The 22,981-nt window shown below is 68.1% G+C and carries 20 protein-coding genes; 14 read left to right on the top strand and 6 right to left on the bottom strand.

Going from position 1 to position 22,981, the window contains the following annotated elements; genetic code table 11:
- Positions 1–176: 176 nt before the first annotated feature.
- The 5 genes from AB6806_RS11630 to AB6806_RS11610 all read left to right on the top strand — a co-directional run bounded on the left by AB6806_RS11630 (position 177) and on the right by AB6806_RS11610 (position 6,241).
- Complete coding sequence (locus tag AB6806_RS11630; RefSeq protein ID WP_142022137.1) at positions 177–2,258, top strand: 3-hydroxyacyl-CoA dehydrogenase NAD-binding domain-containing protein; 2,082 nt, start codon at positions 177–179, stop codon at positions 2,256–2,258.
- A 168-nt stretch (positions 2,259–2,426) separates the two neighbouring features.
- Positions 2,427–3,137, top strand: coding sequence for an orotate phosphoribosyltransferase (locus tag AB6806_RS11625; RefSeq protein ID WP_038363505.1), 711 nt, complete (start codon positions 2,427–2,429; stop codon positions 3,135–3,137).
- A gap of 5 nt (positions 3,138–3,142) precedes the next feature.
- The gene (locus tag AB6806_RS11620; RefSeq protein WP_142022136.1) at positions 3,143–3,778 is read left to right on the top strand and encodes a TIGR00725 family protein; all 636 of its coding nucleotides are present in this window, start codon (positions 3,143–3,145) and stop codon (positions 3,776–3,778) included.
- Positions 3,779–3,892: 114 nt separating this feature from the next.
- A complete protein-coding gene (locus AB6806_RS11615; protein WP_112763755.1) occupies positions 3,893–4,507 on the top strand; it encodes an HAD family hydrolase in 615 nt (204 codons plus the stop codon).
- A gap of 30 nt (positions 4,508–4,537) precedes the next feature.
- Positions 4,538–6,241: an IlvD/Edd family dehydratase gene (locus AB6806_RS11610; RefSeq protein ID WP_370954637.1), complete on the top strand. Its 1,704-nt coding sequence runs from the start codon at positions 4,538–4,540 to the stop codon at positions 6,239–6,241.
- Positions 6,242–6,249: 8 nt separating this feature from the next.
- On the opposite strand, the gene AB6806_RS11605 is transcribed toward AB6806_RS11610, so the two are convergent.
- Entirely contained in the window at positions 6,250–7,848 is a 1,599-nt protein-coding gene (locus AB6806_RS11605) for an ATP-binding cassette domain-containing protein (protein ID WP_142022134.1), read from the bottom strand.
- The gene (locus AB6806_RS11600; protein WP_370954636.1) at positions 7,845–9,458 is read right to left on the bottom strand and encodes an ATP-binding cassette domain-containing protein; all 1,614 of its coding nucleotides are present in this window, start codon (positions 9,456–9,458) and stop codon (positions 7,845–7,847) included. Before AB6806_RS11600 ends, AB6806_RS11605 begins: the two co-directional genes overlap by 4 nt.
- 100 nt (positions 9,459–9,558) lie before the next feature.
- Here AB6806_RS11600 and AB6806_RS11595 point away from each other — a divergent pair, with 100 nt between their 5' ends.
- Genes AB6806_RS11595 through AB6806_RS11580 form a run of 4 tightly spaced genes read left to right on the top strand, consistent with a single transcriptional unit; the run spans position 9,559 to position 12,972 of the window.
- Positions 9,559–11,151 (top strand): cytochrome ubiquinol oxidase subunit I, encoded by a 1,593-nt coding sequence (locus tag AB6806_RS11595; protein ID WP_142022132.1) that lies wholly within the window; start codon positions 9,559–9,561, stop codon positions 11,149–11,151.
- Positions 11,152–11,175: 24 nt separating this feature from the next.
- A complete protein-coding gene (gene cydB / locus AB6806_RS11590; protein ID WP_142022131.1) occupies positions 11,176–12,333 on the top strand; it encodes a cytochrome d ubiquinol oxidase subunit II in 1,158 nt (385 codons plus the stop codon).
- A gap of 22 nt (positions 12,334–12,355) precedes the next feature.
- Complete coding sequence (cydX, locus tag AB6806_RS11585; protein WP_112763656.1) at positions 12,356–12,487, top strand: cytochrome bd-I oxidase subunit CydX; 132 nt, start codon at positions 12,356–12,358, stop codon at positions 12,485–12,487.
- Positions 12,488–12,501: 14 nt separating this feature from the next.
- Positions 12,502–12,972: a hemerythrin domain-containing protein gene (locus tag AB6806_RS11580; protein WP_370954635.1), complete on the top strand. Its 471-nt coding sequence runs from the start codon at positions 12,502–12,504 to the stop codon at positions 12,970–12,972.
- A gap of 17 nt (positions 12,973–12,989) precedes the next feature.
- On the opposite strand, the gene AB6806_RS11575 is transcribed toward AB6806_RS11580, so the two are convergent.
- A complete protein-coding gene (locus tag AB6806_RS11575; protein ID WP_349236406.1) occupies positions 12,990–13,712 on the bottom strand; it encodes a Crp/Fnr family transcriptional regulator in 723 nt (240 codons plus the stop codon).
- A 203-nt stretch (positions 13,713–13,915) separates the two neighbouring features.
- Here AB6806_RS11575 and pcaQ point away from each other — a divergent pair, with 203 nt between their 5' ends.
- Both pcaQ and AB6806_RS11565 read left to right on the top strand, forming a co-directional pair.
- Complete coding sequence (pcaQ, locus tag AB6806_RS11570; RefSeq protein WP_142022130.1) at positions 13,916–14,869, top strand: pca operon transcription factor PcaQ; 954 nt, start codon at positions 13,916–13,918, stop codon at positions 14,867–14,869.
- A gap of 58 nt (positions 14,870–14,927) precedes the next feature.
- Positions 14,928–15,215: a hypothetical protein gene (locus AB6806_RS11565; protein ID WP_133560661.1), complete on the top strand. Its 288-nt coding sequence runs from the start codon at positions 14,928–14,930 to the stop codon at positions 15,213–15,215.
- A gap of 21 nt (positions 15,216–15,236) precedes the next feature.
- On the opposite strand, the gene AB6806_RS11560 is transcribed toward AB6806_RS11565, so the two are convergent.
- A complete protein-coding gene (locus AB6806_RS11560) occupies positions 15,237–16,658 on the bottom strand; it encodes an amidohydrolase (RefSeq protein ID WP_142022128.1) in 1,422 nt (473 codons plus the stop codon).
- Positions 16,659–16,781: 123 nt separating this feature from the next.
- On the opposite strand from AB6806_RS11560, the gene AB6806_RS11555 reads away from it, so the two are divergent.
- From AB6806_RS11555 to AB6806_RS11545, 3 genes are all read left to right on the top strand, one after another.
- Positions 16,782–17,459, top strand: coding sequence for a GntR family transcriptional regulator (locus tag AB6806_RS11555; RefSeq protein ID WP_081925417.1), 678 nt, complete (start codon positions 16,782–16,784; stop codon positions 17,457–17,459).
- Between the two features lie 227 nt (positions 17,460–17,686).
- Positions 17,687–18,379 carry an invasion associated locus B family protein gene (locus AB6806_RS11550; protein ID WP_112763651.1) on the top strand — a complete coding sequence of 231 codons (693 nt, stop codon included), beginning with the start codon at positions 17,687–17,689 and terminating at the stop codon, positions 18,377–18,379.
- 158 nt (positions 18,380–18,537) lie between these two features.
- Positions 18,538–20,934: a transketolase-like TK C-terminal-containing protein gene (locus AB6806_RS11545; protein ID WP_142022127.1), complete on the top strand. Its 2,397-nt coding sequence runs from the start codon at positions 18,538–18,540 to the stop codon at positions 20,932–20,934.
- Between the two features lie 104 nt (positions 20,935–21,038).
- Here the strand turns inward: AB6806_RS11545 and AB6806_RS11540 are convergent, their stop codons facing one another.
- Positions 21,039–21,344 carry a hypothetical protein gene (locus AB6806_RS11540; protein WP_038363524.1) on the bottom strand — a complete coding sequence of 102 codons (306 nt, stop codon included), beginning with the start codon at positions 21,342–21,344 and terminating at the stop codon, positions 21,039–21,041.
- A gap of 114 nt (positions 21,345–21,458) precedes the next feature.
- Positions 21,459–22,562, bottom strand: a complete 1,104-nt coding sequence (locus AB6806_RS11535; protein ID WP_142022126.1) for a hypothetical protein — start codon at positions 22,560–22,562, stop codon at positions 21,459–21,461.
- Positions 22,563–22,981 lie beyond the last annotated feature (419 nt).

Raw genomic sequence — 22,981 nt, 5'->3', positions numbered from 1 at the left:
CTCGACTTGCAACCTTGCCATGCATGGCGGTTTCCGGTCGGCTTCCGCGGCGTGCCCCGCATGCGCCCGGCCGCAAAAAATTCTGCTGACCGGCAACCGAGATCGGTTATTCCTCGGTGTCGTTCGAGGCGGCTGGGCAGCCGGCCGCCACGGATGCCTCAACCGGAGCCGCCGCCTTGAATCCTGTCGCCTTCTCCCGCAACGCGGCGGTTGCCGTCATCACGCTCGACAGTCCTCCGGTGAACGCGCTCGGCGCGGCGGTCCGGGCAGGGCTGGTCGAGGCGATCGGGCGAGCCAATGCGGATGAGGCGGTCAGCGCGATCGTGATCGCGGCGGCGGGCAAGGCCTTCATCGCCGGCGCGGATATCAGCGAGTTCGGCAAGCCGCCGGTGCCGCCGTTCCTGCCCGATGTGCTCGACACGATCGAGCGTTCGCCGAAGCCGGTCGTTGCCGCGATCCAGGGCGTGGCGCTCGGCGGCGGGCTCGAGGTCGCGCTCGCCTGCCATGCTCGGGTCGCCCTGCCGTCAGCGCAGCTCGGCCTGCCCGAAATCAAGCTCGGCCTCATTCCCGGCGCGGGTGGCACGCAGCGCCTGCCGCGGCTGATCGGCGCGGCAAAGGCGTTTCCGATGATGCTCTCGGGTGACCCGACCCCGGCGGGGCGCGGGCTCGAATGGGGGCTGCTCGACGAGGTGGTGTCGAGCGATCTCCTCGCCACGGCGATCCGCGTCGCCGAAGGGCTCGCCGGGGAGGGGCGCCGCCCCGTCACCAGCGCTGCCGTCGACAAGCTCACCGAAGCCGACCGCGCCGCTTTCGAGGTTCAGGCGAAAGACGCGCTGCGCAAGGCGGGCGAGATGCCGAATGTGCCGGCGCTGGTCGAGGCGGTCCGCAACGTCTTCCTGCTGCCGTTCGAGGAGGGATTGGCGGCCGAGCGCAAGCTGTTCCTCGCGCTCGTTGACGACCCGCGCTCGAAGGCTCTGCGCCATGTCTTCTTCGCCGAGCGCGAGATCGCGAAGGTGCCGGGCATCGGGCCCGAGGTGAAGCCGCGCCCCATCGCCAGCGCCGCCGTGATCGGCGCGGGCACGATGGGCGGCGGCATCGCCATGTGCTTCGCCAATGCCGGCATCCCGGTGACGCTGATCGAGACGGCGCAGGCACCGCTCGACAACGGCGTGAACCGCATCGCCGCGATCTACGATATCTCCGTCCAGCGCGGTTCGCTGACGCCGGAGGCGCGGGCGGCGCGGCTGGCGCTGATCAAGCCCGTGGTCGGTCTCGCCGGGGCGGCTGGAGCCGATATCGTGGTCGAGGCGGCTTTCGAGGAGATGGGCGTCAAGCAGCAGATCTTCGGCGAGCTCGACAAGGTGGCCAAGCCCGGCGCGATCCTGGCCAGCAACACCTCCTATCTCGACGTGCCCACCATCGCGGCCGCGACGAAACGCCCGCAGGACGTGCTCGGCATGCATTTCTTCAGCCCGGCCAATGTGATGAAGCTGCTTGAAGTGGTCAGGCCGAAGGGCGTGGCGGACGATGCGATCGCGACTGCCGTCGCGCTCGGGCGCAAGCTCGGCAAGGTGCCTGTCGTCGTCGGAAACGGCTTCGGCTTCGTCGGCAACCGGATGCTGGAGCAGCGCACGCGCGCGGCCGAGCGTTTGCTCGTCGCGGGCGCGTTGCCCTACGAGGTCGACCAGGCGCTGGTCGATTTCGGCTTCAAGATGGGCCCCTTCGCCATGGCCGATCTCGCCGGCAACGATATCGGCTGGCGCTCGCGCAAGGCGCGGGGCCTGAAGGCTCCCGTCGCGGATGCGATCTGCGAGGCCGGCTGGTTCGGGCAGAAGACCGGGCGCGGCTATTATCTCTACCCGCAGAGCGCGCGCGCCGGCCAGCGCTGCCCGGAGGTCGAGGCGCTGATCCAGCGCATCTCGGCCGAGCAGGGCGTGACGCGCCGGGCCTTCTCGCAGGCGGAGATCCTGGCACGGCTGCTCGACCCGATGGTGAACGAGGGCGCGCGTATCCTCGAAGAAGGCATTGCGGCGCGGCCGGGCGACATCGATGTCGTCTGGATCAACGGCTACAACTGGCCGGCCTGGCGCGGCGGGCCGATGTACTGGGCCGACGGCGTCGGGCTCGACGCGATCGCCAAGCGGTTGGAAGCCCAGGCGGCCGAGAGCGGCGACAAGGCGTTGGAGCCGGCACCGCTGCTCAGGCGCCTCGCGGCCGAAGGCAAGGGATTCGCCAGCCTCGATAACGCGGCTGGCTGAAGCCTCCCACTCTGGAATGGCCATGCGCAGCGCTGTCGAAAACCCGCCGGCCGGCTATTGACCCTCCCGTCGCGAAGGAACAGAAGGGGCCGTTTGCGAACTTGACAGGTGCCTCGTCTCACGCCGCGCGCGGCGAACGATGGCGCTCAGACCGGAGAAATCGACGCCATGGCCAATCTGTTCACCGCCGCCGACCGGTCGGTCCTCGCGCGCGAAGCGGCCAAGATGTTCCTCGAAATCAATGCGGTCCATTTCTACAAGGACAAGCCCTTCGTCTTCACCTCCGGCTGGGCAAGCCCGGTCTATACCGACTCGCGCAAGATCATCTCCTATCCGCGCCTGCGCTCGGCGCTGATGGATTTCGCCGCCTCGACCATCGTGCGCGATATCGGCTACGAATCGATCGACAATATCGCCGGTGGCGAGACCGCCGGCATTCCCTTCGCCGCCTGGATCGCTGAACGGCTGATGCTGCCGATGCAGTATGTCCGCAAGAAGCCGAAGGGCTTCGGGCGCAATGCCCAGATCGAGGGCGAGGTCGTGGTCGGCGCGCGCACGCTGCTGGTCGAAGATCTCGCGACGGACGGGCGCAGCAAGGTCAATTTCTGCCAGGCGCTGCGCGATGCCGGCGCCGTCGTCGATCATTGCTTCGTGCTGTTCTACTACGACATCTTCCCGAAGAGCCGCGAGCTCATGGCCGAGATCGGCGTGAACCTGCACTATCTGACGACCTGGTGGGACGTGCTGGCGGTCGCCAAGGAGAGCGGCCATTTCGAGCCGAAGGTGCTGGCCGAGGTCGAGAGCTTCCTGAACGACCCGGCGAGCTGGTCGGCCAGGCATGGCGGCATCTCCGAGTTTGGCCAGGAGAAGTCGGCCTGACGCGGATGGAGCCGGGCAAGCCACTGCGCCTCGATGCCGGCCGCCGCGTTTTGCACGACGGGACCGGGCGCTGCTTCGATCCGGCGGCCCGCATCTGGGGCGCCGGGGCCGGGGTTTCCGACGATGTGGCGATCTCTCCCACCGAGGCCCTGCGCTGGCTGCAGCGGGAGAGCGGCAAGGCCGTGCGTGTCCCCGTCGCGGTGATCGGGACGCGGACGCCGACCGCATCGCAAGATGCCATGGCGGAGCATATGGGCGCCCTGCTCGCCGGGCACGGAGTCACGGTGCTCTGCGGCGGCCGCTCGGGCGTGATGGAGGCGGTCTGCCGCGGCGTCGACGGAGCCGGAGGATTGTCGATCGGTTTGCTGCCTGACGACGAGCCGGAAGCGGCCAATCCTTACGTCACCGTGCCATTGGCGACCGGCATCGGCGTGGCGCGCAATGCGCTGATCGCGCGGGCGGCCTTCTGTCTCGTCGCTATCGGCGGCGGCTACGGCACCCTGTCGGAAATCGCCTTCGCGCTTCAGTTCAAGCGGCCGGTCTTCCTGCTCGATGGGGCGCCGGCGGTCGAAGGCGCGATGCGCTGCGCCGATGCCGAGGAGGCGCTTGCGCAGGTCGCGCGGGTTTTTCTCGCGCTCTGAGGTGAACGGCATATCGCCCGGTTGACGCGGCAGCCGGTGCCGCTCCACCCTCCGGCGCGATGCTTCGTGCCGGGCCTTCTGTTCCCGGCGGGGGCGGATGAGCGGATGGAGATCATGGCTGCAGCTTCCCCGACGGTGGTTTTCGATGTGGGCAACGTGCTGATCCGGTGGGATCCGCGCCTGCTCTACCGGGACCTGATTCCCGATCCGGAGCGGCTCGACTGGTTCATGCAGAATGTCTGCACCGCCGCCTGGAACATCGAGCAGGATCGCGGCCGCTCCTGGGAAGAGGCGGTGGCGTTGCTGGTGGCTGAGCACCCGGAATGGGAGCGCGAGATCAGGGCCTATGACGAGCGCTGGCATGAGACCGTACCCGGCATCATCGAGGACAGCGTCGCGACGCTGAAGGAGCTGAAGGCGCGCGGCGACAAGGTCTACGCCGTCACCAATTTCTCGCGTGAGAAATGGGCGGAGAGCCTGATCCGCTTCCCCTTCCTGCAATCCTTCGACGGGGTCGTGGTCTCGGCGCATGAGCGGCTGATCAAGCCGGACCCGGCGATCTTCCATGTGCTGCTGGAGCGCTACGGCCTCGCTGCCGGTGACTGCATCTTCGTCGACGACAGCGCCAAGAACATCGCCGCCGCCGACGGTGTCGGCATGCGGACGGTGCATTTCGTCGAGCCGATCGATCTGCGCGCAGCGCTGCGGGAGCGCGGATTGGCGCTCTGACCGTCGCGACAAAATTTTCGGGAGGAACGCATGGGCGATGGGCAAGCGAAGGGGCGCGGCATCGCCGGCGGCCTCACCAATTACGGCGACCCGGAGTTCGCCGCCTATCTGCGACGCTCCTTCGCGCGTTCGATGGGCTATTCCGACGAGGCGCTGGCGCGGCCGATCGTCGGCATCGCCAACACCTATAGCGGCTTCAACAACTGCCACCGCCACTTCCCGGAATTGCTGGAGGCGGTAAAGCGCGGCGTGCTGATGGCCGGCGGCTTGCCGCTGGAATTCCCGACGATCTCGCTGGGCGAGGTCTTCCTCAATCCGACCAGCCTCAAATTCCGCAATTTGATGGCGATGGACACCGAGGAGATGATCCGCGCCCAGCCGATCGACGCCGTGGTGCTGATGGGCGGCTGCGATAAGACCGTGCCGGCGCAGCTCATGGCGGCGCTCTCCGCCAATGTGCCGACGGTGCAGCTCGTCGGCGGGCCGATGTCGACCGGGCGCCATCGCGGCGAGCGTCTCGGCGCCTGCACCGATTGCCGCCGCTTCTGGGCGCGCTACCGCGCCAGCGAGATCGACGCCGCCGAGATCGAGGCCGTCGAGGGGCGGCTCGCCACCACCGCGGGCACTTGCGCGGTGATGGGAACGGCGAGCACGATGGCCTGCATCGCCGAGACCCTGGGGCTGGCGCTGCCGCGCTCGGCGGCGATCCCGGCCGTTCATGCCGATCGGCTGCGCTGCGCCGAGGAGAGCGGCCGGCGGGCGGTGGAACTGATCGGCACCCAGACGCTGCGGCCGCGCCAGATCGTCACTGAAAAGGCGATCGAGAATGCCTGGCGGGTGCTGCTGGCGATCTCGGGCTCGACCAACGCCGTCATCCATCTGACCGCCGTCGCGCGGCGCGCCGGGGTCAAGGTCGACCTCGACCGCCTCAACCGACTCTCGGACGAGACGCCGGTGCTGGTCAATCTGAAGCCGGTCGGCGCCAATTACATGGAGGACTTCTTCGCGGCCGGCGGCGTGCCGGCGGTCCTGCGCGAATTGCGCGACCTGCTGCATCTCGATGCGCTGAGCGTCACCGGCAAGACGCTGGGCGAGCTCATCGATGCGCCGCTGGTCGAGGCGCTCGATCGCGGCGTCATCCGGTCGCGAGCGGAGCCGGTCGATCCCGATGGCGGCCTCGTCGCGGTTTTCGGGACACTGGCGCCGCGCGGCGCGATCGTGAAGCGGGCGGCGGCCGAGAAGCGCCTGCTGGAGCATGAAGGTCGCGCCGTCGTCTTCGCCTCGCTGGAGGATCTCGCGGCCCGGATCGACGATCCCGACCTCGATGTCGAGCCCGATGACGTGCTGGTGCTGCAGAATGCCGGGCCGCGCAGCAGCGCGGCGATGCCGGAAGCCGGCTATCTGCCGATTCCGCGCAAGCTCGCGGCGCGCGGCGTCAAGGACATGGTCCGCATCTCGGATGCGCGCATGTCCGGCACCGCCTATGGCGCCATCGTCCTGCATGTCGCGCCGGAAGCGGCTGTCGGCGGGCCGCTCGCGCTGGTGCGCAATGGCGACCGGATCAGGCTCAGCGTTTCCGAGAGGCGGCTCGACCTGCTGGTCGGCGAGGCGGAGCTGACGGTGCGGCGCACGGCACGGCCGCCTGCGGGCGAGGTCGAACGGCGCGGCTACGACAAGCTCTATGACAGCCATGTGCTGCAAGCGGACGAGGGCGTCGATTTCGATTTCTGCTGAGGAGGTCGTCAGAGCCGGATCGTCGCGGCGTCGGGCAGGCCGGTAGTATTGTGGCTCGACATCACGACGATGCGGTCGTCGAGACGCTCGACGAGGCGTGCCAGGATGCGCTGCCCCTGATCGGCGCGCAGATGCTCGGTCGGCTCGTCGAGCAGGATAAGCGGCTTCGTCGAAAGCCAGGCGCGGGCGAGGTTGAGCCGCTGCGCCTCGCCGAGCGAGAGCATGTCCTGCGCGATCCAGCCGTCCAGACCGCCGGCGGCATCGATGCGATCGGCCAACTCGACGGCTTCGAGCGCCTGCCAGAGCTCTTCGTCGGGGAGGGCGGGTGCGAAGAGATTGGCCCGCACCGTGTCCGTGAGGATCGCGGCGTCATGCGGGCAGAACATCGCCATCCTGCGCCGGTCCTCGGCCGATAGCGGGCCGGTCTCGCTCTCCATGCTGTCCTGCCCGATCCAGCCGGCGATCTGCTTGAGCAGGCTGGTCTTGCCGGCACCGCTCGCGCCGGTGAGGATCGTCGGCCGACCGGCCGTCAGCGCGAGCGTGAGCCTGGCGCCGAGCGGGTGCCCGTCCGGGGCGCGGCGCTGCATCGACGTGTGGAGGGCTGTGAGCCCTGCCGGTGACCGTGTCGGAGAGTGCGCCGGTTGCGTCGCTGTGCCGATCCAGCGCTCGATCTCCGCCTTCGCGGCCCGGCGGCGCAAGGCGGCGACGACCATGCGCGAGGGGCCTTGTGCCGTCTCGGCGAGCGCGATCCAGGAAAAGGCGAGGAAGGCCGGGATCAGCAGAGCCTCGCCCCGCGCGCCGGCGAACCAGGCCGCGGCGAAGATGCTGACGCCAGCGACGGGGCCAAGCAGCGAGGCCAGCGCATCGAGGCCGGCCTGAGCGAGCCGCAGGGCGCGCTGGGCTTCCTCGGCTTGCGAGAAGCGGCCGAGCGCATCGGAGCAGCGGCCGGCCCAGGCTTTTTCCGCTTGCAGCGGGACGGCCGAGGTCAGGGCCGCCCCGAATTGCTGCGCGGCCTGGCGCCGCAACAGGCGGGTTTGCGCCCATGAGGTGGCACCGGCTTGCGCGAGCCGATGCGCCATGGTGGCGAGCGCGCAGAGCAACGCGATGATGGGGATGAGAGCCAGCGGCGCGACGAAAGCGGTCGCGATCAAGGCGCCGATCAGGCCGGCGGCGAGGAGAAGGGCCGGGAGATCGGCCCGCAGCCGGGCGAAGTCGAGATCCTCGACATCGTCGAGATAGTCGGCGAGACGCGCCTGATCGGCGAGCTGCCAGCCGGCACCGCGCACGGTCGGGGCCGCGGCCATCGCCTCGAACAATCCGACCCGATGCGTCGTCTGGTCCACCAGCGCCGCGTGGTGGCCGGTGAGGCGCTCGCCATAGCGTGCGGCCGTCCGGCCGACCGCGAAGAGGCGCACCAGGGCTCCGGGGATATGGAAATTGAAGCTGTAGGCGGCGCTTGTGAGCCCCGCAATGGCGACCGAGCCGAGGAACCAGGCCGACAGCCCGCCCAGCAGGACACCGCATAGCAGCGCCGCGGAGGCAAGCATCCCGGCATAGCGCCACAGCTTGCGAGCGGCGGCGCCGCGCGTTGCCGCGTTGTCCCTCATGCCGCTTCCTCCAGAGAGGCGGTCGCATCGAGCGCGATGCGCCGATCGGCCAGCGCGATCAGCTCGGGGTCGTGGCTCGCGACGATGACGAGCCGGCTGTTCGCCATGTCGAGCAGGGCGCGGCGCACCGCATCGGCCGTCGCCGGGTCGAGCTTGGCGGTCGGCTCGTCGGCGATGACCGTGCGCTGGCTGACGAGCGCGCGGGCGAGCGCAATCCGCAGCCTCTGGCCGCCGGAGAGATTGGCGCCGCCCTCGCCGATACGGGCCGCAAGGCCGCCGGGCAGCAAGGCGTCGTCGAGCAGGCCGACGCTGGCTGCCGCCGCGCGCAGGCGGGTCGGGCAGGGGGCGTCGAGCCCGTTGCCGATGGCCTCGGCCAAGGTGCCGGTCGCGACGAAGCTGTCGGTCGCGACCCAGACGCAGCCCTGCGGCATTGTCCATGGCGAAGGCGTCGGCCCCGCCTCGATGCCGGCGAGCCGGCGCAGCAAGGTCGATTTACCGACCCCGCTTGGACCGGAGATGACGAGGAGGCCGCTGGGCGGCATCGTCATTTTCGACAATGCCCGTTCGACTGCCGGCAGGGCTGGCGCGGGAGCAGGTTCGGCGTCGAGCAGGTGGTCGAGCGCGGCCGCGGCGGCGAGCCCCTCGGCCTTGGCGTGGTACTGCTCGGAAAAGCGGCGGAAGGGCGCGAAATAGTCCGGTGCGATCATCAGGATGAAGAGGCTCTGCCAGAGTTCGAGACCGGAGAAGCCGGGAATCGTGGCGAGGCCGAGATGGCCGAGGCCGAGGAAGACGGCGAGCATCGCGATCGAGAGCGAGGCGAAGAAGTCGATCAGCCCGGCATTGATGAAGGCGATGCGCAGCACGCCCATGGTCTTGGCCGTATAGGCGTCGAGGCGGATGGCGAGCTTGGCCTCCTCCCCTGCCAGCGCATCGTTGGCGAGGATGGTCGGGAGCGTGCGGATGCGGTCGGCGAACTGGCCGGCGAGATGGCTGAAGGCCTTCTCCTGGGCGTCGGCGCGGCTGCGGATGGTTTCGCCGACCAGCGCGAAGAACAGGATCATCACCGGCGTCAGGACGAGAACGAGCAAGGCCGCCTGCCAGGAGACGACGGCGAGCGCGACCGCCGCCATGAGCGGACCGATCGCCATCATCAGGCTGGCGGCGCGGTGACCGATGACGAGGCTCGCCACCGCCTCGGGATGGCGCTGGAGGCCGACCGTGACGCTGCCGGCCGCGAGCGCGCGCACCCGGTCTGCCGGCATGGCTTGCAGCCTTCCGATGGCGTCGTTGCGCAGTGCCGTCGAAACCTCCGTCTCGGCCCGTGCCTGCGCGCGATCGGCCATCAGCCCGGCGACAGCAGCGCCCGGCACGGAGATCGCCAGCGCGATCAGGAGCGAGCCCTCGAATGGCTGCTCCATGATCAGCCTGCCGAAGAGCACGGCCATCGACGCCGCGGCGGCGAGGCGCAGCGCGGTGCGGGCGAGCTGCCAGCCGAGCAGGCGGCCGAGCCCTGCGCTGCCGAGACGCCGCGCCCGGGCGAGCGCCGCGAAGGCGTCATGGCTTCCGCCGCGACGGTCAGGCCGGTCTTCCGCTGTGACGGGCTGCTCCATGTCCCTTCTCTCGCATGACGCGGCGCATGCTCGCTTGATCCAGATCAAGAGGCTCGACGGCGAGCGCGGCTACAAGAGAGCGTCCCGAAAGGATGATGCCATGGTCGATCCGCTCCTCGTCGATTTATCCCGCCTGCAGTTCGCGCTGACGGCCCTCTATCATTTCCTCTTCGTGCCGCTGACGCTCGGCCTCTCCATCCTGATCGCGATGATGGAGACGGTCTATGTCATGACCCGCCGGCCGATCTGGCGCGACATGACGAAGTTCTGGGGCGTGCTGTTCGGCATCAACTTCGCGCTCGGCGTCGCGACCGGCATCACCATGGAATTCCAGTTCGGGATGAACTGGGCCTATTACTCGCATTATGTCGGCGACGTGTTCGGGGCGCCGCTGGCGATCGAAGGGCTGATGGCCTTCTTCCTCGAGGCGACCTTCGTCGGCCTGTTCTTCTTCGGCTGGGACAGGCTCTCGCCGCGCGCCCATCTGATCGTGACCTGGCTGATGGCGCTGGGCACGAACTTCTCGGCGCTGTGGATCCTCATCGCCAATGGCTGGATGCAGAACCCGGTCGGCGCCGCCTTCAACCCCGACACGATGCGCATGGAAGTCACCGACTTCATGGCGGTGATCTTCAACCCCGTCGCGCAGGCGAAGTTCGTGCACACCGTCTCGGCCGGCTATGTCTGCGCCGCCACCTTCGTGCTCGGCGTCTCCGGCTGGTACATGCTGCGTGGTCGGCATGTGCAGCTCGCCAAGCGCTCCTTCGTCATCGCCTCGGCCTTCGGCCTCGCCTCGGCGCTCTCGGTCATCGTGCTCGGCGACGAGAGCGGCTATGCGCTTACCGACAACCAGAAGATGAAGCTCGCCGCGATCGAGGCGATGTGGGAGACCGAGCCGGCGCCGGCCTCCTTCACCGCCATCGGCATCCCCAGCCTTACCGATCGCAAGACCCATTTCGCCATCCATATCCCCTGGGTGATGGGGCTTATCGGCACGCGCTCGGTCGACACGCCGATCCCCGGCATCAACGAGCTGGTGCAGCGGGCCGAGGCGCGCATTCGCGACGGGCTCGTCGCCTATGACGCGCTGGAGAAGATGAAGGCGGACCGCAATGACGGCGTCGCCCGCGCGGCCTTCAAGGCCTCCTCGCATGATCTCGGCTACGCGCTGCTGTTGAAGCAGTTCGTCGCGGATCCACGGCAGGCGACCGAGCAGCACATCAAGGACGCCGCCTGGTCGACCGTGCCGGGCGTGCCCTGGCTGTTCTTCGGTTTCCGCCTGATGGTGCTGTGCGCCTTCATCCTGCTCGGCGTCTTCGCGGTCTCGCTCTGGCACACCATCCGCGAGTCGGAAGCGCCGCGCTGGCTGTTCCGCATGGCGCTGCTGGCGATGCCGCTGCCCTGGATCGCGATCGAGGTCGGCTGGTTCGTCGCCGAGTTCGGACGCCAACCCTGGATCATCGAGGGCGTGCTGCCGACCTTCCTCGCGACCTCCGAGCTCGGCGTCTACAACCTGCTGCTCACGATCGCCGGCTTCACCCTGCTCTACGGCACGCTCGCCGTCATCGAGGTCAAGCTGATGCTCGCCGCCATCCGCAAAGGGCCCGATGTCGCCGATATGGTCGAGGGGCTGCGGCCGAGGCGACCGGGGCAGCCGGGGCCGCACGCCGTCGCGCCCTATCCCGCCGAGTGACCGGACGCCAAGCCAAGGATCACGATGATGATCGACTTTCTCTTCTCCTATGAAACGCTGCGGCTGGTCTGGTGGGTGCTGCTCGGCGTCCTGCTGATCGGGTTCGCCGTGATGGACGGCTTCGACATGGGCGTGGGCACGCTCCTGCCCTTCGTCGCGAAGGAAGACATCGAGCGGCGGGTGGCGATCAACACGATCGGCCCGGTCTGGGAGGGCAACCAAGTCTGGTTCATCCTGGGCGGCGGCGCGATCTTCGCGGCCTGGCCGGCGCTCTACGCGATGAGCTTCTCGGGCTTCTACCTCGCGATGTTCCTGGTGCTGTGCGCGCTTATCCTCAGGCCCGTCGGCTTCAAATACCGCTCCAAGAAGCCCGATCCGGCCTGGCGCGAGCGTTGGGACTGGGCGCTGTTCATCGGCGGCGCGGTTCCCTCGCTGATCTTCGGCGTCGCGGTCGGCAACACGCTGCAGGGCGTGCCCTTCCATTTCACGCCGGATCTGCGACCGATCTACGAGGGCAATCTCTTCGGCCTGCTCAATCCGCTCGCCTTGTATTGCGGGCTGGTCTCGCTGGCGATGCTGACGATGCATGGCGCGGCGTGGCTGACCTTCAAGGCCGACGGGGCCGTCGCCGGCCGGGCCCGCGATTTCGGCACGATGGCGGCGTTCCTGACGGCCCTGCTGTTCGCGGGCGGCGGGGTGCTGGTCTGGCTCGGGCTGCTCGGCGGCTATCGCGTGACCACGCCGATCGTCTGGGACGGGCCGTCGAATCCGCTGCTCAAGACCGTCGTCGCCGATCCCGCCGCCTGGCTTGCGAATTTCCGGGCGCATCCCGCGCTCTGGGCGGTGCCGGCGCTCGGCGTCGCGGCGCCGCTGCTGGCGGCGATCGGCTTCCGGGCGCGGTGGGAGGGGCTGACCTTCCTCGCCTCCAAGCTCGGTGTCGCCATGATCGTGGCGACGGTCGGCGTCGCGATGTTCCCGATCCTGCTGCCCTCGAGCAGCAATCCCGGCCATTCGCTCGCGGTGTTCGATGCCTCGTCGAGCCGCGCCACGCTGCGCAACATGCTGCTGGCGACGGTGATTTTCATGCCGCTGATCCTGGCCTACACCGCCTGGGTCTACAGCGTATTGTGGGGCAAGGTCACCGAGAAGAGCGTCGAGGACGCCGGCCATTCGGCCTATTGATCCGGACAGGAGTGAACGCGCCATGTGGTATTTCGCCTGGATTCTCGGCCTCGGCCTCGCCGCCTCCGTCGGCATCCTGAACGCGCTGTGGTACGAACTGCGCACCGTGCGTGAGGAGCCGGCGAAGGCAACCGTGCCGCTGCCGACGCCCTGACCGGCGGGCCGGCCATGGCGCGGCATGCAGCCAGCGGCGGCGGACAGAGCGGGGCCGGCTTCGTCCCGCATATCGACATGGCGCGCGGCCATGCGCGGATGCTGGAAATCTGCGATGCGCTGGAGCAGCTCGCCGACGACCTGCCCTCCCATGTCGACCGGCTGCGCTGCCTGATGCTGGGGAACAGTCTGGTGCCGCTCATCGACGCCTGCCACCGCTTCGAGGAGCGCTCGGTCTTTCCGGCTTTCGCGACGTCGCGGCGCAGCGCCGGGATCGTGAACCGGCTTAGGGCCGAGCATGTGCAGGATCGCTGTGCCGCCGAGGATCTCAGCGAAGCGCTGCTGGCCTATGGCAATGGCCGGCCGATCGCGAATCCGGAGGCCTTCGGCTACATGCTGCGGGCGCTGTTCGATTCGATGCGCCGGCACATCGCCTTCGAGCAGGACTGCATCCTGTCGGCGCTGCCCGGGCCGGATGGGCGCTGAGGCGCGCGACCGTCCGGTCAATCCCCCGAAGAGGCGGCGAGCTTGCGGATGTCGTCGAGGATGACGTGGCGGTTGTGCTCGATGCTGATCGCGCCCTCGGTGCGCAGGCGCGTGAATTGTCGGCTGACGGTCTCGATGGTCAGCCCGAGGAAATCGGCGATCTCGGCCCGCGACAGCGGCAGGTCGAAGGCGACGGCGCGCTGCCCCGGCTGCATCGTCGGGTCGATATTGCGCGCGATCATCAGCAGGAAGCTCGCGACCTTCTCCGCGGCGGTCTTGCGGCCGAGCGTCACCATCCAGTCCCGCGCCTGATCGAGCTCCTTCAGGGTCTGCTGCAGCAGGCGATGCTCCAGATCGGGCTGCGCCACCATCATCCGCTCGACGGCCGCGCGCGGGAAGGAGCAGAGCTCGACATCGGTCGCGGCCTCGGCGGTGAGCGTGCTCTCGGTCCGGAAGGGCCTGCCGACGAAATCCGGCGCGAATTGCAGGCCGACGATCTGCTGCCGGCCGTCGGAGAGCATCTTCGTCAGCTTCACCACGCCGGACAGGACGTTCGCGTAGCTCTCGACGTTCTCGGCCTCGCCGATCAGCTCGGCACCCTGCTCGGCTCTTCGCTTCGAGGAGGATTTCGCCAGCTGGGTGAGCTGCTCGGCCGTCAGCGAGCCGCAGATGCCGCGGTGGCGCGCCTCGCAGGAGGCGCAAAGGACCGGAAAGCCGGTTGTATGAATGTCTTCGCGCACGGTGAAGTACCTTATCCCGATCCGCGCTGCGCGGCCAACTCGGCAGGCCGTCCACGATGCCGCAGGATGAGACCCATCGTTATGACACCGGGGAAAACTCTCTCGATCCGCCGCGCACGGCACGGGTTTCCTGGCGCGGGGCCGGGCCGCTATGCTCAACCATCGGCCTCAGGATCAATTTCAGGATCATCCCGGACGTGACGATGCCCCGCCCTGTTCCGCTGAACGGTCGAATCAAGCTGCGCCATCTGGTGTGCTTCCTGGAGGTGGCCCGGCTGAAGAGCGTGGTGAAGGCGGCCGCTCTGCTTGGATTGAGCCAGCCGGCCATCTCCAAGACGGTTCAGGAGCTGGAGGACGCGCTCGGGGTTTCGCTGTTCGAGCAGAACCGCCGGCCGATGATGCTGACCGGGCCGGGGGAGGTCTTCCTGCGCTATGCCGGATCGAGCGTGACGGCGCTCAGGCAAGGCATCAGCATGGTCGGGCGCGACGGCGCCAATACGGATATCGCCTTCTCCGTCGGGGCGCTGCCGACGGTTTCGGCGCATATGCTGCCGCGCGCGCTCGCGCAGGTCATGGAGCGCCATGGCGCGATGCGCCCGCGTGTCGTGACCGGGCCGAACGACGTGCTGATGTCCCAGCTCAGGCTAGGCGATCTCGATCTCGTCATCGGCCGCATGGCGGACCCGGAGACGATGCGGGGCTTCGCCTTCGAGCATCTCTATTCCGAGCGGATCGCACTGGTGGTCGGTCCGCACCACCCGCTGCTGGCATCCTCGCCTTTCGACATCGCCGAGGTCGCCCGCCATCAATGGCTGCTGCCGCCGCCCGGCTCGGTGATCAGTTCCACGGTGGAGCGCTATCTCGTCGCCCATGCGCTGGAGCCGGCCGCCGGGGTGATCGAGACGGTCTCGGACGCCTTCGCGCGCAATTATCTGCGCCTGACCGACGGAATCTGGTTCATCTCGGAAGGCGTCGTCGCGGAGGATGTCAGGACGGGCTGGCTGTCCGTGCTGCCGGCCGATACGGGCGATACCTTCGGCCCGGTCGGCCTGACGACGCGGACCGATACGGCATTGCCGCTGCCGGCGCAGCTTCTGGCCGCGGCGCTGCGGGAGCTCGTGGCGCAGCGGGCCATGGACACGGCCCCGCACGGTTGAGTGCGACCACAAGCGGGGTTGCCCTCGCCGGCCCGGACCCTATATCGGCGCGGTGACCATGCCCGATAGCCTCATGTCCGATACGCCGATCCAGAGCCGCTCCTTCCGTTTTCCCGGAGTGCTGAACTCCAGCGAACTGCTCGTCGCCGAAGCGGTCCATGCCCGCGCCTGGGCGTCGCTCGACCATGACGGACGGCTGGATCCGGAGCTGGAAACCGATGCCAAGGCCCGTCTCGGGCGGATCGTGCTGCGCCTCATCGGCGCGCCGCCTGCTTCCGTCACGGACCTCGCCACCGCGGCCGTCGAGGAATTCAAGGCGACCCGCCCGACCGGCCCCGAAGCGTAGAGCCGGCCGAGCCGAATCGACTCAGTGAGCGGCCATGTCGAGCGGCGGCTCGACATCATCCGTGATCGGATTGGCGAAGGGATTGCCCGCGCGGAAGCTGGCGAACTCATCCTTCGCGGCCTTGAGCAGGGCCGGATCGTTCAGCACGTCCTGGGCGACGCCGGCCATGGCCTTGGCCGCGAGGGCAAGGCCCTTATGCGCCGCCGGCGCCAGGCCTTGCGCGACAAGCTGCCAGGAATGGCCGGGCGTGCCGACCGCATAGCAGGCGGTGCGGCACTGGACGGTGGGGACGACCCAGCTCACCGTGCCGACATCGGTGGAGCCGACGAAGGAATCGCTGCCGGAGCCGAGCGGGTAGATCTCGTCGCTCAGCGATTCGCCCGCCTTCGGCTTCAAGCCGAAGCGGGCATAGGAGGAGGCGATATCCTCGCCATTGAGGGTCTTCTGGAACTTTGCCGCGAAAGCCTGATCGGCCGCGTCGAAGCCGGGCCCGCCCAGCGCCTGCAGATTGGCATGCATCGCTTCCTCGAGCGGGCGGTTGCCGACGAGATTGGCGTCGCCCGAAAGCTGCTTGGCTGCGACCTGCGTCTCCGTCATCAGCGCGGCGCCCTCGGCGATCTTCTTCACGCGGGCGACGAGGCTCCACATCTCCGACAGGTTGGCGGCCCGGATGAGCTGGCGTGTCGTCGCCGTCGCCTGCACCACGTTCGGCGCGATGCCGCCGGCGTTGATGATGGCGTAGTGCACGCGGGCCGTCGATGGCATGTGCTCGCGCATGTAGTTGACGCCGATATGCATCAATTCGACCGCATCGAGCGCCGAGCGGCCGAGATGGGGCGCGGCGGCGGCGTGCGAGGCCCGTCCGGTGAAGGTGAACTCGACCTCGACGCAGGCCAGCGAGAACGGCCGGTTGACCCCGGTGAAGGAGGCCGGGTGCCAGCACAGGGCGATGTCGACATCGTCGAAGGCGCCGGCGCGGACCATGAAGCCCTTGGCGGAGCCGCCTTCCTCGGCGGGGCAGCCATAATAGCGCACCCGGCCCTTGAACCCGTTGGCCGCGAGATAGTCCTTGACCGCGGCGGCCGCGAGCAGCGAGGCGGAACCCAGCATGTTGTGGCCGCAGCCATGGCCATTGCCGCCCTTCTGAACCGGCGTCTCGCTCGCGATGCCGGCCTCCTGGCTCAGGCCCGGCAGGGCATCGTACTCGCCCATGATCGCGATGACCGGGCCGTCCTCTCCCGCTTCGCCGATCAGCGCGGTCGGGATGCCGGCGACATTCTCGGTAATGCGGAAGCCTTCGCGCTCCAGCATGGCGCGGTGCTCGGCGGCGGAACGGACCTCCTGATAATTGAGCTCGGGCATGTGCCAGATGCGGTCGGACAACGCGAAATAGCCCGGCGCCTTGTCGTCCACGCGCTGCCAGACTTCCTTGCTGTTGCTCATCGGAGTTCCTGTTCCCGGATGTAAGTCATCTTTGATATTGGCGCCAATTTCTCGCATAAGGGTCATGGCGCGACAAGCCGAGCCGGATGCGGGGCGGCCGATCGAACGGTGCATGGGGCGACGATGTCTGAGAGCGAGCTGAGCGGTGGGGCCGTTCGCGGCAAGAATCGCGGCAAGAGCGCGAAGGCGCGTGCGGAGCGTCACGAAGCCCTGGCGAATCTCCTCGCGGCGGAGATCCAGTCCGGTGCGCTTTCCCCCGGCCAATGGCTCAAGCAGATCGACATCGAGGAACGCCATGGAGCCAAGCGCATGGATGTCCGCCGGGCGCTCGACCGGCTGGTGCAGAAGCGGCTGGTCGTGCATCTGCCCAATCGCGGCTACCACGTCTTCAAGCCGGATGGGCGGCTGGCGCAGGAGATCCGGGCCGTGCGGGTCATCCTGGAAACCAGCGCGGTTGACGGCATCGTGGCGCGGGCGCGGGAAGAGGATATCGCGCAGGCGATGCGGCTGGCGCGGCACTTCGAGGCGCTGCTGCTGAACGGCACGGCCATCGACCTGCACGATGCGAACATCGCCTTCCACGAGCATCTGCTCGGGCTGTGCGGCAATCTCGAACTGGCGGCGCTGGTGAAGGAGCTGCGCGGGCGCATCTCCTCGGCCGTGGCCGGGCAATGGCAGAAGCGCAGCCGCATCGAGCAGTCGAACCGCGAACATCTGGCGATGGTCGAGGCGCTGGCCGCGCGCGACACGGAGGCGCTGCGGCGGCTGGTGGGGGAGCATATCCAGCAGAGCGCGGAATAGGCGCGGGATTCCGCCGATGGCTCATCGGTCCGATTTCGAACGCAAGCGTCATTCTCTTCGGCCGCCGCTGGCATCTGGAGATTGAAGTTTAGATTTGATCGAATTCAGTTTCCTTGCCGAAAAGACACATGGCGAGATCTTGTTGGGGGCGTGGTGCATCGGGTTTTGACGCTGCCCGGGTGCCTTGCTACCTGTCGTTCCAGGCCCTCTTGCTGAACTGAGCCGTCATGAATCTTTCTTGCCGCCTGACCTTGGTTTCCTCCGCAGCGCTTCTGATCTCGGCGCTTTGGTTCGGCATCGGGCCGCTGCAAGCGCAGGAAGAGCCCTCTGCCGCGCCTGCGGCGCCTACGGTCCCGCGCCAGGCTCCCAGGCCAGCCGCGCCGGCACGGCCGGTGGCCAAGCCCGCCACTCCGGCTCCTTCCGCGCAAGGGGCGCCAGCCGTCACGCAGCCCGCGACGCAGGCCGCGACGCTGCCCAACGGCGCCAGCGCCATCAACGAGACCTATGGCGACTGGACGGTCGATTGCCGCATCCTCAACGGCCAGCGGCTCTGCGTGCTCAGCCAGTCGCAAGGCAACAGCCAGACAGGCCAGCGCGTCTTCGCCATCGAATTGCGCACGCCGCGCGAGGGCCGGGCGGAAGGCACGATCCTGATGCCGTTCGGCATGAAGCTCGACAATGGCGCGGTGCTGCGGCTCGACGACAAGAATCTGGGTCAGGGCCTGCGCTTCTCGACCTGTCTGGCGCAGGGCTGCCTCCTGCCGATCTCCTTCCCGACGGTCGCGACCGATGCGATGAAGACGGGCAAGACGCTGACGGTGGCGGCGCTCAACCTCTCCACCAGCGAGCCGGCTTCCTTCAATGTGTCGCTCAACGGCTTTGCCGCGGCGCTCGACCGCATCGCCCAGATCGATCGATAGCCGGCATTCGGCTCACAGGAGCAGATTGGCAGCTTCCGGCTTTCATGCCGCCTCGATTGGCGGAATCCGCCAAGTCGGGCGGGCCTGTCGCTGAAAATTGGTTCGCTTAGCCAGAGGCTTCGATGCATGATCGGAGTTCTGGGGAGTTCGAGCCAATCATGACGACCGATCCGCGCCTGCCGTTTCTCGCCGAGCTGGAGAGGAAGATCCTCTGGCTGGCCTCATGGACGATCCACAACGCCAATCATCTGCGCGACAACGGCGACGGCATGAAGGTCGGTGGGCATCAGGCCTCCTCGGCTTCGCTCGCCACGATCATGACCGCGCTCTACATGGCGGCGCTACGCCCGCAGGACCGGGTCGCGGTGAAGCCGCATGCCTCGCCGATCTTCCACGCCATCAACTATCTGATGGGGCTTCAGACGCGCGAGAAGCTGGAGAATTTCCGCGGCTACAAAGGCGCGCAGAGCTATCCGTCCCGCACCAAGGACATCGACGACGTCGATTTCTCGACCGGATCGGTCGGCCTCGGCGTCGCGCAGACGCTGTTCTCCTCGCTGACGCAGGATTACGTGAAGGCGCATGGCTGGGCGAAGGATCGCCCCGAAGGCCGCATGGTCTCGCTGATCGGCGATGCCGAGCTCGACGAGGGCAACATCTTCGAGGCCCTGATGGAGGGCTGGAAGCACGGGTTGCGCAACACCTGGTGGATCATCGACTACAACCGCCAGTCGCTCGACGCCGTCATCCGCGAGGGGCTCTACGACCGCTTCGAGACGATGTTCCGCAATTTCGGCTGGGACGTTGTCACGCTGAAATACGGCTCGCTGCAGCAGGCGGCCTTCAAGGAGAAGGGCGGCGAGCGGCTGAAGGCCTGGATCGATTCCTGCCCGAACCAGCTCTATTCAGCCCTGACCTTCCAGGGCGGTGCGGCCTGGCGCAAGCGGCTGATGGACGATCTCGGCGATCAGGGGCCGGTGACGAAGCTGATCGAGAAGCGTTCCGACGCGGAGCTCTCGAAGCTGATGTGCAATCTCGGCGGCCATGATCTGCCGTCGCTGTTGGAAGCCTTCGAGAGCATCGACCATGACAGGCCGGTCTGCTTCCTCGCCTATACGGTGAAAGGCTTTGGCCTGCCGCTCGCTGGCCACAAGGACAATCATGCCGGGCTGATGACCAAGGAGCAGCTCGACGGCTTCCGCAAGGCCAACGATATCCGCCCCGGCCATGAATGGGATTTGTTCGAGGGGCTCGACCTGCCCGAGAGCGAGATCCGGGCGTTCCTCGACAAGGTGCCGTTCTTCTCGCAGGGGCGGCGGCGCTTCTCGGCCGCGAAACTGCCGGTTCCGGAGAAGCTGGAGGCCGGCATCCAGGCCACGATGTCCACCCAGATGGGCTTCGGCAAGGTGCTCGACGATCTCGCCAAGACGGGTGGCCCGCTTGCCGACCGCATCGTGACGACGGCGCCGGACGTCACCGTCTCGACCAATCTCGGCCCCTGGGTGAACCGGCGCGGGCTCTTCGCCAAGGCCTCGATGGCGGACACCTTCAAGGACGAGCGCATTCCCTCGATGCAGAAATGGGAATTCTCGCAGAGCGGCCAGCATATCGAGCTGGGCATCGCCGAGATGAACCTGTTCATCAACCTGTCGGCGCTCGGCCTGTCGCATTCGATCTTCGGCGAGCGATTGATCCCGATCGGCACGCTCTACGATCCCTTCATCTCGCGCGGGCTCGATGCGCTGAACTATGCCTGCTACCAGGATGCGCGCTTCATGGTGGTGGCGACGCCGTCGGGCGTGACGCTGGCGCCGGAAGGCGGGGCGCATCAATCGATCGCGACGCCATTGATCGGCATGAGCCAGGACGGGCTCTGCGCCTTCGAGCCCGCCTTCGTCGACGAACTCGCGGTGATGATGCGCTGGTCCTTCGACTACATGCAGCGCGATGGCGAGGGCGATCCGGACGAGAGCACCTGGTTGCGCGACGAGACCGGCGGCTCGGTCTATCTCAGGCTCTCGACCCGACAGGTCGAGCAGCCGAGCCGGACGATGACGCCGGAGCTGGAGCGCGAGATCATCGACGGCGCCTACTGGCTGCGTAAGCCCGGTCCGAACGCCTCGGTCGTCATCGCCTATACCGGTGCGGTGGCACCCGAGGCGATTGAGGCGGTGGGGCTGCTCAGCGAGGACCGGCGCGATGTCGGCCTGCTCGCCATCACCTCGGCCGATCGGCTCAATGCCGGCTGGCAGGCGGCGGAGCGGGCGCGCCAGCGCGGCAACCACGCGGCGACAAGCCATATCGAGCGGCTGCTCGGAGAGCTGTCGCGGGATTGCGGCATCGTCTCGGTGCTGGACGGGCATCCGGCGACTTTGGCCTGGCTCGGCAGCGTGCATGGCCATCGGCAAAAGGCGCTCGGCGTCGAGCATTTCGGCCAGACCGGCACGGTCGCCGATCTCTACCGGCATTTCGGCATCGACGCGAACGCGATCGTGCACGCGGCGAATGCGGCCGCGCCGGGGCGGCCGGTGCGCTATCTCAAGGCGCTGCCCTGACAGGAATGCGTCATGGTCGGGCTTGGCCCGACCATCTCGGAAACCAGAAGACACTGGTCAGGTGATGTTCGGGTCAAGCCCGAGCATCACGACGATTGGTCCGCTCAGAAGCGGGGCGTCTCGATCGTATTGGCGAAGGGATTTGCGCCGGAGCCGACACGGCCGGGCAGGGTGCTCTCGCCATAGAGCGAGCCGGTGTTCACATAGACCGGCGCCGCCGCGAAGTGCTGGCTGGCATAGTTGTTCATCGAGCCGACCGGCACGACGTTCCCGGCGTCGAAATAGCTGCGCTTCTGGACGATGATGCGCAGCGGCTCGCGGCGGCTCTGGGCCTCGGCGATGCCCGCCATGACGGTCGACGCCGCCAGTGCGATGGTGAGGGCAGTGGCAACGCGCTTGAACGACATCATGACGGCGATCTCCGGGAGTGGCGCTACCCACCCGATGTAAGCATGCTGAACACGAAGCAAAGCCTAGCGCCTGCCTGTTAACAATATTGTTAGCATGGCGGCCGCTGCGCGGATTCAACGCTTCCGGCGCGTGGCCTTTGGGCGGACCGGTCGCGCGGGCGGCGTGGCTTTCGCCGGTTCGGCCGTCGCCGTCTTCACGCGCAGGGCCGGCACGGAGCCGTCGGTGTCGAGCCAGGACGCCTTGCGGCCCGCCGTGGCGAGGAAAGGCGTTGCGCAGGCCGCGTCGCGCTTGAGCTCGCTTTTCGTGAAAGACTGGCGCAGTTCCTCGTTGCCTGCGGCATTGGCGAGGTCGAGGCGGTCGATCAGGCAGGTGAGCTGACGCCGGTCAGCCGGCTTGCCGCCAGCGCACCACCAGCCGCTCATCGCGAAGCCTGTTTCGGCGCCGGTGGAACGGAAGGCGAGGCAATTACGGCTGGTATTGCCGTCGTCGAGGAGGACGTCGGCCGTTTCGAGCGGGCCGAAGCGTGTCGGGATCGCAGCCGGCGCGCTGCTGCGCCCGACCGAGAGGGAACGCAGCGCGGCCTCGCGGACGAGATCGATCGTGAAGGGTCGCGTGCTGGCCATGTCGAGCGGCCCGGTGCGCAGGCGCAGGACGAGATGCGGCCCGGCTTCCGCGAAGGCGGCGAAGGTCATGACATCCTCGCGGCGCCCATCCTCCGTGCGCTGGGCCTCATAGGCCGGCGTCGCACGCCCGAGCTCAGGGGAGCTGAGGTGGAACATCGCGATCGGCCGCGGAATCGCCATCCAGTTCGCGGGGCCGGGGCGGTCGGAACGGGTCGCGGCCGGGCGCGACAGCTCAGAAGGCGTCCGATCGATCGTGAGGCTGGCAAGTTGGGGCTGGTCCTCATCCTTGGCCGACAGGCCGGTGATGAGCGCGGCTGTCAGGCCGAGGCCGGCCAGCGCGGCAGCACTGCGCCAGAGCAGGGCGCCGGCGAAGCCGAGGCCGCGGCGTGGCGCGAGGCGGCGCATGCCTTGCCAGAAGGCACGAGCGAAGCGCTCGCCGTGATCGGCGGCGCTGATCAGACCGGGAACGAGATCGAGACTCTTGAGACGTGCCGCGAGCATGTGAGCCCAATCGCGCGCCGTCGCGAGACCGGGCCGCATCCGCGCGAGCCCCTCCCGGACCGCCTTTTCCGCCATGCTTGAAACCAGACGCAACCCGTCACTCCCGCGCGGCATCGCCGCCCCTGCACCATCCCAGCCCGTGCCGAGCTTGCCCGTGGGGAGTCGCCCGGCGGTTACCGAGCGGGCGGAATCGACCGGCAGCGTGAACAGGCGGTCAAGAAGCAGGGTTAACGGGCGGGCGGCCGAACCGGGCAGGAGTGGGAGGGAGATTGACTTTTCGACGCAACGGGTGTTCTCACGGGTCTCGGCGCATCCTCGCGCCGCCTGCGAAGTTTGCAGCCCTTTGGGATTGGTTCCGTGACTGTCGGCCTGACGACGAAACACACGACCAAAACGACGACCGGGAAAGCCGGTACGTCGCGCTGACGCTTCGCCTCGGTTCCGGGTCCATCTCCCCCCGGCGGGGGCAGATCGCCGAACCAGCCCGAAGACCGGGCGGGTCGGCTCCCAAA

This window comes from Allobosea sp. RCC_152_1, from assembly GCF_041360765.1.
Taxonomy (GTDB): Bacteria; Pseudomonadota; Alphaproteobacteria; order Rhizobiales; family Beijerinckiaceae; genus Allobosea; species Allobosea spartocytisi.
Note: the sequence above shows the minus strand (reverse complement) of the source record. Positions and strands in the feature narration are given on the sequence as shown.

Bases quoted from the DNA above. Each gene is read 5' to 3' on its own strand.
- AB6806_RS11625 (WP_038363505.1), top strand. From the start codon at position 2,427: ATGGCCAATCTGTTCACCGCCGCCGACCGGTCGGTCCTCGCGCGCGAA.
- AB6806_RS11620 (WP_142022136.1), top strand. From the start codon at position 3,143: ATGGAGCCGGGCAAGCCACTGCGCCTCGATGCCGGCCGCCGCGTTTTG.
- AB6806_RS11615 (WP_112763755.1), top strand. From the start codon at position 3,893: ATGGCTGCAGCTTCCCCGACGGTGGTTTTCGATGTGGGCAACGTGCTG.
- AB6806_RS11610 (WP_370954637.1), top strand. From the start codon at position 4,538: ATGGGCGATGGGCAAGCGAAGGGGCGCGGCATCGCCGGCGGCCTCACC.
- AB6806_RS11605 (WP_142022134.1), bottom strand. From the start codon at position 7,848: ATGAGGGACAACGCGGCAACGCGCGGCGCCGCCGCTCGCAAGCTGTGG.
- AB6806_RS11600 (WP_370954636.1), bottom strand. From the start codon at position 9,458: ATGGAGCAGCCCGTCACAGCGGAAGACCGGCCTGACCGTCGCGGCGGA.
- AB6806_RS11595 (WP_142022132.1), top strand. From the start codon at position 9,559: ATGGTCGATCCGCTCCTCGTCGATTTATCCCGCCTGCAGTTCGCGCTG.
- cydB (WP_142022131.1), top strand. From the start codon at position 11,176: ATGATGATCGACTTTCTCTTCTCCTATGAAACGCTGCGGCTGGTCTGG.
- cydX (WP_112763656.1), top strand. From the start codon at position 12,356: ATGTGGTATTTCGCCTGGATTCTCGGCCTCGGCCTCGCCGCCTCCGTC.
- AB6806_RS11580 (WP_370954635.1), top strand. From the start codon at position 12,502: ATGGCGCGGCATGCAGCCAGCGGCGGCGGACAGAGCGGGGCCGGCTTC.
- pcaQ (WP_142022130.1), top strand. From the start codon at position 13,916: ATGCCCCGCCCTGTTCCGCTGAACGGTCGAATCAAGCTGCGCCATCTG.
- AB6806_RS11565 (WP_133560661.1), top strand. From the start codon at position 14,928: ATGCCCGATAGCCTCATGTCCGATACGCCGATCCAGAGCCGCTCCTTC.
- AB6806_RS11560 (WP_142022128.1), bottom strand. From the start codon at position 16,658: ATGAGCAACAGCAAGGAAGTCTGGCAGCGCGTGGACGACAAGGCGCCG.
- AB6806_RS11555 (WP_081925417.1), top strand. From the start codon at position 16,782: ATGTCTGAGAGCGAGCTGAGCGGTGGGGCCGTTCGCGGCAAGAATCGC.
- AB6806_RS11550 (WP_112763651.1), top strand. From the start codon at position 17,687: ATGAATCTTTCTTGCCGCCTGACCTTGGTTTCCTCCGCAGCGCTTCTG.
- AB6806_RS11545 (WP_142022127.1), top strand. From the start codon at position 18,538: ATGACGACCGATCCGCGCCTGCCGTTTCTCGCCGAGCTGGAGAGGAAG.
- AB6806_RS11540 (WP_038363524.1), bottom strand. From the start codon at position 21,344: ATGATGTCGTTCAAGCGCGTTGCCACTGCCCTCACCATCGCACTGGCG.